This is a genomic window from Cellulomonas biazotea (assembly GCF_004306155.1).
Taxonomy (GTDB): domain Bacteria; phylum Actinomycetota; class Actinomycetes; order Actinomycetales; family Cellulomonadaceae; genus Cellulomonas; species Cellulomonas biazotea.
This window is the reverse complement of sequence record NZ_BIMR01000071.1, coordinates 1-9,718: the sequence shown is the minus strand read 5'-3', so window position 1 is coordinate 9,718 and position 9,718 is coordinate 1. Positions and strand designations below refer to the sequence as shown.

At 76.4% G+C, this 9,718-nt stretch carries 8 protein-coding genes; all 8 read left to right on the top strand.

Annotated features, from left to right (window positions below):
- Nucleotides 1-1,225: 1,225 nt before the first annotated feature.
- Nucleotides 1,226-2,242, top strand: a complete 1,017-nt coding sequence (locus tag CBZ_RS21710; RefSeq protein ID WP_174768634.1) for a tetratricopeptide repeat protein — start codon at nt 1,226-1,228, stop codon at nt 2,240-2,242.
- Nucleotides 2,239-3,279, top strand: coding sequence for an HAD-IIA family hydrolase (locus CBZ_RS06160; RefSeq protein WP_130780706.1), 1,041 nt, complete (start codon nt 2,239-2,241; stop codon nt 3,277-3,279). The genes CBZ_RS21710 and CBZ_RS06160 overlap by 4 nt, the downstream gene beginning before the upstream one ends.
- Nucleotides 3,280-3,519: 240 nt before the next feature.
- On the top strand, nt 3,520-3,696 hold the full coding sequence (locus tag CBZ_RS20775; protein WP_165446677.1) for a hypothetical protein: 177 nt from the start codon (nt 3,520-3,522) through the stop codon (nt 3,694-3,696).
- A gap of 6 nt (nt 3,697-3,702) precedes the next feature.
- A complete protein-coding gene (locus CBZ_RS06155) occupies nt 3,703-4,578 on the top strand; it encodes a TlyA family RNA methyltransferase (RefSeq protein ID WP_130780705.1) in 876 nt (291 codons plus the stop codon).
- Nucleotides 4,575-5,558, top strand: coding sequence for an NAD kinase (locus CBZ_RS06150; RefSeq protein WP_130780704.1), 984 nt, complete (start codon nt 4,575-4,577; stop codon nt 5,556-5,558). The genes CBZ_RS06155 and CBZ_RS06150 overlap by 4 nt, the downstream gene beginning before the upstream one ends.
- Entirely contained in the window at nt 5,555-7,291 is a 1,737-nt protein-coding gene (gene recN / locus CBZ_RS06145) for a DNA repair protein RecN (protein WP_130780703.1), read from the top strand. The genes CBZ_RS06150 and recN overlap by 4 nt, the downstream gene beginning before the upstream one ends.
- A 6-nt stretch (nt 7,292-7,297) precedes the next feature.
- Nucleotides 7,298-8,485 carry a putative cytokinetic ring protein SteA gene (gene steA, locus CBZ_RS06140; protein ID WP_130780702.1) on the top strand — a complete coding sequence of 396 codons (1,188 nt, stop codon included), beginning with the start codon at nt 7,298-7,300 and terminating at the stop codon, nt 8,483-8,485.
- Between the two features lie 109 nt (nt 8,486-8,594).
- On the top strand, nt 8,595-9,638 hold the full coding sequence (locus tag CBZ_RS06135; protein WP_130780701.1) for a copper transporter: 1,044 nt from the start codon (nt 8,595-8,597) through the stop codon (nt 9,636-9,638).
- Nucleotides 9,639-9,718: the final 80 nt, after the last annotated feature.

The following is a 9,718-nucleotide window of genomic DNA, read 5'->3' as shown; positions in this document are numbered from 1 at the left end:
TCCGCGGAGCGGTGGGTACTCGTCCGGTGGGGATCGTCCGCGGAGCGGTGGGTACTCGTCCGGTGGGGATCGTCCGCGGAGCGGTGGGTACTCGTCCGGTGGGGATCGTCCGCGTAGCGGTGGGTACCCGTCCGGTGGGGATCGTCCGCGTAGCGGTGGGTACCCGTCCGGTGGCGGCGATCGCTCGCGGAGCGGTGGGTACGGCGGCGGCGAGCGTCGTCCGCAGAGCGGTGGGTACTCCCGCGACGGTGGACGTCCCGGCGCGGGCGGCTACGACCGTCCGGGTGCGTCGCGCGGTGCGTGGCGGGCCGACGGCGACCGGCGCGAGGGCCAGCGTCGGGACCGCGACGGCGCGTCGGACGCGGGTGCCTCGCGCGACCGTACGACGCCGAACCGTCGTCCTGAGGGGGGCGGGTCCGGTCGAGGCTGGATCGCCGGAGAACGGCGCGCCGGCGGGTTCGGGGCATCGGGTCCCGGAGCTTCGGGCCGGCCGCCGTACGGGCGGGACGACCGCCACGATGCTGGCCGTCTGCGCGACGACGACCGTCCGCGCCGAGACGACCGTCCCAGCGGCGACGACCGGCGCGGGTACCGCGGAGCGCCGTCCGGTGCTCGTGGGCCGGCTGGGGACGCCGGCCGGCCGGCCGGCAGCTGGCGTGGTGACGACCGTCGGTCGGACGCCTCCCGAGAGGGCGAGCGTCGGTACGGCGGCCCGGACCGCGGTGAGCCTGGCCCCGGTGGTCCGCGTCGTGACGACCGTGGCGGTGCGGGACCGCGTCGCGATGACCGTGGCGGTGCGGGACCGCGTCGCGATGACCGTGGCGGTGCGCCGCGCGGTGGCGCACGTGGTCCTGGTGGCCCCGGTCGTGACGACCGTGGGTCGTGGGGTTCGCGCGAGGGCGAGCGTGGCGGCCCTCGCGCCGACGAGCGCGGTCGCGGTGGATGGCAGGGCGACGAGCGCCGTGCGGGAGCCGAGCGTCCGGGCGGCACCGGCGCGCCGCAGCGCGGTGAGCGTGGTCCTCGCGGCGACGACCGTGGACCGCGTCGTGACGAGCGTGGACCCGGCGGACCGCGGGGTGAGGGTGGGGCCGGTGCGTACGGAGGGCCGCGACGCGACGCGTCGGGTGCCTCGCACGGCCGCGGCGCCGGTCCGGGCGGGGCGACGTCGTACGGACGGCGGGACGACTCGGCCGGCGAGGGCAGGGACTCGCGTCCGCCGCAGGACGTGCGCATCCCCGCGCCGCCGCTGCCGGACGACGTCGCGTTCAGCGACCTCGACCGTGCCGTTCGTGGACGCCTCCGGTCGCTGAGCAAGGACAACGCGGAGCGCGTCGGCCTGCACCTGGTCGTCGTCGGACGGCTGCTCGACGAGGATCCCGAGCTGGCCTACGAGCACGCGCAGGCGGCGGTCCGCCGGGCCGGGCGCATCGACGTCGTGCGTGAGGCGGCCGGTCTGGCCGCGTACCGCACCGGCCGGTACGCCGAGGCGCTGCGCGAGCTGCGGACGGTGCGACGGCTCAACGGCTCGTCCGAGCACCTGCCCGTGATGGCGGACTGCGAGCGGGGCCTCGGGCGTCCGGAGCGGGCCATCGCGCTCGCCCAGGAGCCGGAGGCGGAGACGCTCGACGCCGACGCGCGGGTCGAGCTGGCGATCGTGGTCTCGGGCGCGCGGCTCGACCTCGGGCAGGCGGAGGCCGCGGTCGCGGTGCTCTCGTCGCCCGCGGTCCGGGCGGCGGCCGGGCCGCTCGGCGTGCGCGTGGCGCAGGCGCGTGCGACCGCGCTCGAGGCTGCCGGGCGCACGCAGGAGGCCGAGGCGGAGCTCGCCCCGTACACCGCGGCGCAGCTCGCCGAGGCGTCGGGCGAGGCCCCCGAGGACGACGTGGTCGTGTTCGACCTCGCGGAGGAGTCCGAGGAGTCCGAGGAGTCCGAGGAGTCGGACGAGGAGGACCCGTCGGAGAAGGACGACGCGATCGACGACGACGCGCTGGACGGCGATGTGCTCGACGAGGACGTGCTCGACGAGGACCTGTCTGACGAGGACGTCTCCGGCGACGACGAGCCTGACGACAGTGCGTCTGACCGCGGCGTGTCTGACGATGACGTGTCTGACGAGGACGTGTCTGACGACGCTGCGCCTGATGACGACGGGGACGTGTCGGACGAAGGGGCGTCGGACGAGGACGGGCCTCGTGGCGAGGGGTCGGACGACCGTGGTGCCGGTGTGACGGAGGAGAAGGCGTGAGCGGCGGGCTGATCGGGTCGACGACGGCGCTGGCGGACCGGTTCGACCTCGCGCTGGTCGACCTCGACGGGGTCGCGTACCGGGGGCACGAGCCGATCGACGGCGCGGCCGACGGGCTGACGCAGGCGCGGGCGCGCGGGATGCGGCTGGTGTTCGTCACGAACAACGCGTCGCGCGAGCCCGAGTCGGTCGCCGACCAGCTGACGGACCTCGGCATCCCGACGCGATCGGGTGAGGTCATGACGGCCGCCCAGGCCGCGGCCCAGCTGCTGCGCACGCGGCTCGAGCCGGGCGCGAAGGTGCTGGTCGTCGGCGGGCAGGGGCTGGTCACGGCGGTCCGTGCGGCGGGCTACGTGGTCGTCGACTCGGCGGACGACGAGCCGGTCGCGGTCGCGCAGGGCTTCGCGCCGGACCTCGGCTGGTCGGACCTCGCGGAGGCGGCCTACGCCGTCGAGCGGGGGGCGTGGCACGTGGCGTCGAACCTCGACCTGAGCCTGCCGACCGCACGGGGGTTCGCCCCCGGCAACGGCTCGCTGGTGGGTGCGGTGCGCAACGCGACGGGCGTCACGCCGGACAGCGCGGGCAAGCCGTCGCCGACGATGTACCGGATGGCGGTCGAGCGGGCGGGTGCCCGCGAGACGCTCGTCATCGGGGACCGGCTGGACACGGACCTCGCGGGCGCGCGTGCGGGCGGGTACGTCGGGCTGCACGTGCTCACGGGCGTGAGCACCGCGCGCGACGACGTGCTCGCGGCGCCGCAGGAGCGGCCGCACCTCATCGGGGCGGACCTGCTGTCGCTGCTGGAGCCGCACCCTGAGCCGCAGCAGGACGCCGAGGGCTGGTGGACGTCGGGGCGGATGGGCGCGCGGGTCGTGGACGGCGTGCTCGACCTCGGTCGGGCAGAGCCGGCGTCGCGTGACGAGCAGGTCGACCGCGTACGGGCGGCGTGCGCGGCGGCGTGGGCCACGGTCGACGCCGGGGGCTCCCTCGACGCGTCGTCGGTGCCCGAGCTCGTCGTCGACGCGCGCACGTCGTGACGTCGCGGTGACGGCGGGCTGACGCAGCGATCCTCGGCCGGGGTGCGCAGGCCGTCTCGTGAGGGCCCCCACCCGCAGGTCCGACCGTCGGTCCGGCCTGTGGGTGCGTCGGGCGGCGCGGCGGGCTGCGGCGGGTACCGTGGGCGCGGACCTGACGGGCTCCCGCGCGGGGCGCGACGGGGCGGCCGGCCGCCGCACGGCGGGCACGGCCGGGAGTCGTCGGGCAGCGAGGAGGAACACGTGAGCGAGACGTCCACGGCCGAGCCGCAGGGCCGGCCGGCGACGGGCGACGACCAGGTGGACCAGGCGCTGACGCGCCTCGACGACCTGGACGGAGCACCCGTGCGCGACCACGTGGCCGTCTTCGAGGCCGTGCACGCTGCGCTGCAGGACCGGCTCGCGGACGCGGAGGGCTGAGGGTCCGTGACGACACGTCTCGACAGCGAGCTCGTGCGCCGCGGTCTCGCCCGCTCGCGCGGGCACGCCGGTGAGCTCATCGCCGCCGGACGGGTGTCCGTGCGGGGCGAGTCGGTGAAGCGCGGGTCCGCGCAGGTCACCGCCGACGACGTCGTCGACGTCGTGCGCGACCCGACCGACCCCGGGTACGCGTCGCGTGCCGCGCACAAGCTCGCGGGCGCGCTCGACGCGCTGGCCGACCTCGGCATGGGCGGACCGGTCGTCGACGGCGCCACGTGCCTCGACGCGGGCGCGAGCACCGGAGGCTTCACGGACGTGCTGCTGCGGCGGGGCGCACGACACGTCGTCGCGGTCGACGTCGGTCACGACCAGCTGACCGAGGCGCTGCGCGACGACCCGCGCGTCGAGTCGCGCGAGGGCGTCAACGTCCGCGACCTCGCGCCGGGCGACCTCGTGCCTGCGCCGTCGGTGGTCGTCGCCGACCTGTCGTTCATCTCGCTCACGCTCGTGCTGCCGGTGCTCGCCGCGGTCGCCGCGCCGGACGCCGACCTGCTGCTCATGGTGAAGCCGCAGTTCGAGGTGGGCCGCGAGAGGCTCGGGTCGGGCGGTGTGGTGCGCGACCCTGCACTGCGTGCCGAGGCCGTGCTGGACGTCGCGCGTGCGGCGGTCGCCGCCGGTCTGGACGTGCGCGCGGTCGTGCGCAGCCCGCTGCCGGGACCGAGCGGCAACGTCGAGTTCTTCCTGTGGCTGCGGCGCGGGCCGCACGCGGCGCACGGGTCGCGCACGACGGACGTCGCGGACCTGGCCGAGGCGGTGCGGGACGTCGTCGTCGGCGACGCGGCGGCCCGAGCGGTCGCGCCGACTGACGGGAGCGCGTCGTGACGCGCCGCGCGCTCGTCGTGACCCACGGCGGCCGCGAGGAGGCGGTGGTCGCGACGCAGGAGGCGGTCCGCGTCCTCGAGGCCGCGGGCATCGAGCCCGTGGTCGCGCCCGACGACGGCGACCCGGGCGACCTGCCCGAGTTCGAGCTCGCGGTCGTCCTCGGCGGCGACGGGACGATCCTGCGCGCCGCGGAGCTCACGCGCGGCACCGGGGTGCCGATGCTGGGCGTCAACCTGGGGCACGTGGGCTTCCTCGCGGAGGCGGAGCGTGACGACGTCGGGGAGGCCGTCCGACGGCTGACCGTCGGCGACTTCGAGGTCGAGGAGCGCGGGACGCTCGACGTGCGCGTCGTGCTGCCCGACGGCACGACGCGCGACGGGTGGGCGCTCAACGAGTGCGCGGTCGAGAAGGCGGAGCGCTCCCGGATGCTCGAGGTCCTCGTCGAGGTGGACGGGCACCCGTTGTCCTCGTTCGGGTGCGACGGCGTGGTCGCGGCGACCGCGACCGGCTCGACGGCGCACGCGTTCTCGGCGGGCGGGCCCGTGGTGTGGCCCGACGTCGACGGCATGATCCTCGTGCCGATCTCGGCGCACGCCCTGTTCGCGCGTCCGCTGGTCGTCGGGCCCCGCAGCCGTCTCGCGCTCGACGTGCTGGACCGCTCGTCGGCGACGGCGCTCGTCACGTGCGACGGGCGCCGGCAGATCGAGGTACCGCGCGGGGGGCGTGTCGAGATCCGACGCAGCGACGTGCCGGTGCGGCTCGCGCGGCTGTCGCCCGCACCGTTCACGACGCGGCTGGTGCACAAGTTCGGCCTGCCGGTGAGCGGCTGGCGGGGCCGGGGTGCGGTGTCCGCGGTCGCGACGCGCGCGGCGGCGAGCGACAGGGCTGCGGCCGACGCGGGTGCGGTCGACGCGGTCATCAGGGGCACGGACGGCACAGGCGGCATGGACGGGACGAGCGGCACGGGGGAGGCGACGTGATCGAGGAGATCCGGATCGACAACCTGGGCGTCATCACCCGGGCGCACGTCGAGCTCGGCCCGGGCCTGACCGTGCTGTCCGGAGAGACGGGTGCGGGCAAGACGATGGTGCTCACGGCGCTGTCGCTCCTGCTCGGCGGCAAGGCCGACCCGGCGACGGTCCGGCTGGGCGCGGCGTCGGCGGCCGTCGAGGGCCGGGTCCTGCTGCCCGCCGACGCGCCTGCGCTCGAGCGCGCGGCGGAGGCCGGGGCGGAGCTCGACGAGGACGGCAGCCTGCTGCTCGTGCGGACCGTCGGGGCGGGCAGCGACGGGACGACCGGCCGCTCGCGCGCGTACGTCGGGGGCCGGTCGGTCCCGCAGGCGGTGCTCGCGGACCTCGCGGAGGCGCTCGTGACGGTGCACGGCCAGGCCGACCAGGCCCGCCTGCGCTCGCCCGCGCACCAGCGCGACGCCCTCGACGCGTTCGTCGGTGCGGAGCACCGGGACACGCTCGCGCGGTACCGGTCGGCGTGGACGGAGCGGAACCGGGCCGCGGCCGAGCTCGACGACCTCGTCGCACGGACCCAGGAGCGGGCGCGCGAGGCCGAGCTGCTGCGCCTCGGGCTCGCCGAGATCGAGCGGGTCGAGCCGCAGCCCGGCGAGGACGTCGCGCTCGCGGAGGAGTCGGAGCGGCTGGCGCACGCGGAGGACCTGCGTGCCGCGGCGGCAGGGGCACACGGTGCGCTCGCCGGCGACGCCGACACGGCCGACGAGGCGCTCGCCGCGGCGGACGTGGTCGAGCGGGCCCGGCGCCTGCTGGAGCAGGCCGGCGGGCACGACCCGTCGCTGGCGACCCTCGCGACGCGCGTGGCCGAGGCGGGCTACCTGCTCGCCGACGTGGCCGCTGAGCTCGCGTCCTATCTCGACGGCCTGCAGGCCGACCCGTTGCGGCTCGAGGCCGTGCAGCAGCGTCGCGCCGAGCTCGGGACGCTGACCCGCAGCTACGGCGCGGACGTCGCGCAGGTGCTCGCGTGGGCGGACGACGCCGGCCGGCGGCTGCTCGACCTGGAGGGCGGCGACCAGCACGTCGAGGACCTGCGCGGCCGGCTCGCCGAGCTCGACGAGCAGCTCGGGTCGCTCGCGGCCGAGGTCACCCGGGCCCGGACCGACGCGGCCGAGCGTCTGGCGCGCGCGGTGTCGGCGGAGCTCGCCGGCCTGGCGATGGCGGGGGCGGAGCTGCGCGTCGCGGTCGAGCCCGGCGAGCCCGGGCCGTCCGGTGCGGACCGGGTCGAGATGCTGCTCGTGCCGCACGCGGGTGCCCCCGCGCGCCCGCTCGGCAAGGGTGCGTCGGGCGGCGAGCTCTCGCGCGTCATGCTGGCGATCGAGGTCAGCCTCGCGACGGCGCCGGACTCCGGCGCGACGCGACCCGGCACGTTCGTGTTCGACGAGGTCGACGCGGGCGTCGGCGGGCGGGCCGCGATCGAGATCGGCAGGCGTCTCGCCGACGTCGCGCGCACGTCGCAGGTGCTCGTCGTCACGCACCTCGCGCAGGTCGCCGCGTTCGCCGACCGGCACCTCGTCGTCACGAAGTCGAGCGCCGGCGGGGTGGACGTGGTCACCGAGTCGGACGTGCGTCTCGTCACAGGGGAGGACCGGGTCCGCGAGCTGGCCCGCATGCTCTCGGGTCAGGACGACTCCGCGGCGGCCCGCACGCACGCCGCCGAGCTCCTGGACCTCTCCGCCGTGGGACGATGAGGCACGATGAGAGCTTCCCTGCGCCGACGGACCCCCGCGCCCGAGGCCGGCGTCATCGCCGGTCCGGCCCGCGTCGACCCCCGGACGAAGGCCCTGACCAAGCGGTTGCGGCCGGGTGACGTGGCGGTCATCGACCACCTCGACCTGGACCGCGTGTCCGCGGAGGCGCTGGTCGCGTGCCAGCCCGCCGCCGTCCTCAACGCCGCCCGCTCGACGTCGGGCCGCTACCCCAACCTCGGGCCGGAGATCCTCGTCTCGGCGGGCGTCCCGCTCGTCGACGACCTCGGCGCCGACGTCATGGCGCTCCCCGAGGGCCACCAGCTGCGCGTCGTCGACGGCTGCGTGTACGACGGCGAGACGCTCGTCGCCGAGGGCGTCGAGCAGACCCCGCAGACGGTCGCCGCCACCATGGAGGAGGCGCGCGCCGGGCTGTCGGTGCAGCTCGAGTCGTTCGCGGCCAACACGATGGACTACCTGCGCCGCGAGCGGGAGCTGCTGCTCGACGGTGTCGGCGTGCCCGACATCGACACGGTGATCGACGGCCGCCAGGTCCTCATCGTCGTGCGCGGGTACCACTACAAGGAGGACCTCGTCACGCTGCGTCCGTACATCCGCGAGTACCGGCCGGTGCTCATCGGGGTGGACGGCGGCGCGGACGCGATCCTCGACGCCGGCTGGAAGCCGGACATGATCGTCGGCGACATGGACTCCGTGTCGGACCGCTCGCTGACCTGCGGGGCCGAGGTCGTCGTGCACGCCTACCGCGACGGCCGCGCGCCCGGGCTGGCCCGCGTCGAGCAGCTCGGCGTCAAGCACGTCGTCTTCCCCGCGACGGGGACCAGCGAGGACGTCGCGATGCTGCTCGCGGACGACAAGGGCGCCGAGCTCATCGTCGCCGTCGGCACGCACGCGACGCTCGTCGAGTTCCTCGACAAGGGCCGCTCGGGGATGGCCAGCACGTTCCTCACGCGGCTGCGCGTCGGCGGCAAGCTGGTCGACGCGAAGGGCGTGTCGCGCCTCTACAAGCACCGCATCTCGAACCTGCAGGTCGCGCTGCTCATCGTCGCGGGCCTCCTCGCGCTCGGCGTCGCGCTCGCGTCCACGGCCGCCGGTCAGACGCTGCTCGGCCTGCTCGGCGCCCGCATCGACGACCTCACGTCGTGGGTCGGCGGGCTGTTCGGGGGAGCCCCGTGAGCGGTCGCCCCGTCGCCCCCCGAGACGAGGCCGACCACGCCGACCTGACCGCCCGCCCCACCTCGACCGTGGCGGCCCCCGCCGCCGCCCCCGACGGAGACCTCGTACCGTGATCGACTTCCGCTACCACATCGTCTCGCTCATCTCCGTGTTCCTGGCGCTCGCCGTCGGCATCGCGCTGGGCGCGGGCCCCCTCAAGGAGACGATCGGCGACACCCTCACGGGCCAGGTCGAGCAGCTGCGCAGCGAGAAGGACGCGCTGCGCTCCGAGCTGGACCGCACCGCCGACGAGCTGGGCCACGCCGCGTCGTACATCGACGCGGCCGGCCCTCAGCTGCTCGAGGGCGCGCTCGCGGACCGTCGCGTCGCGGTCGTGTCGCTCGGCGAGGTCGGCGAGTCCGTGCGCACCGGGATCGACGACCGGCTGGCGCAGTCCGGGGCGACCGTCACCGCGCACGTCACGCTCACCGAGTCGTGGACCGACCCCGACCTCGACAGCTTCCGGCAGGCGCTCGGCGGTCAGCTCGTCGGGTACCTGAACCCCGCCGTGCCCGACGACGCGGGCGTGCAGGACGAGCTCGCGGCCGCCCTCGTGCAGGGCCTCGTCGCGGCCGACCCGGCCGCGCCCGACGCGCTCGCGTCCGACTCGGCGTTCCTGCTCGAGCTGCTCTCGGGCGGCGACTACCCGCTCGTGACCATCCAGGACACGGTCGAGACCGCGGCGGACGCCGTCGTCGTGATCGCCCCGACGGAGCGCGCCACCGGCGACGCCGCGTCGGCCGACCCCGACCAGGCGGAGGAGACGGCCGCGGCGTGGATCGCCGTCCTGTCGGCCGCGCAGGAGCGGTCGCAGGGTGCGGTGCTCGCCGACGGCCCGCCCGGGTCGGACAGCCTGACCTCGGTCGTGCTCGGTGACGACGCGCTCGCGGACGCCCTGACGACCGTGTCGGGCACGCAGGTCGTCACCGGCCAGGTGTCGACGCCGCTGGCCCTCGCGGCTCGGATCGCGGGCAACAACGGGCACTACGGGTTCGGCGAGGGGGAGACGGTGCTGCCGGAGGCCGTGTCCCTGCCGCCCGTCGACCGCACGCCGACCGCCGACGCGGGAGCACCGGCCGCCGGCGACGGCGGGACCGAGGGGACGCAGGGGTGAGCGTCGGCGTGCTGCGCCGGCTCGTCGCGGCCGCGGCGGCTGCGGCCGCGACGTCGGTGACGCGCGGTCTGCTCGACGCC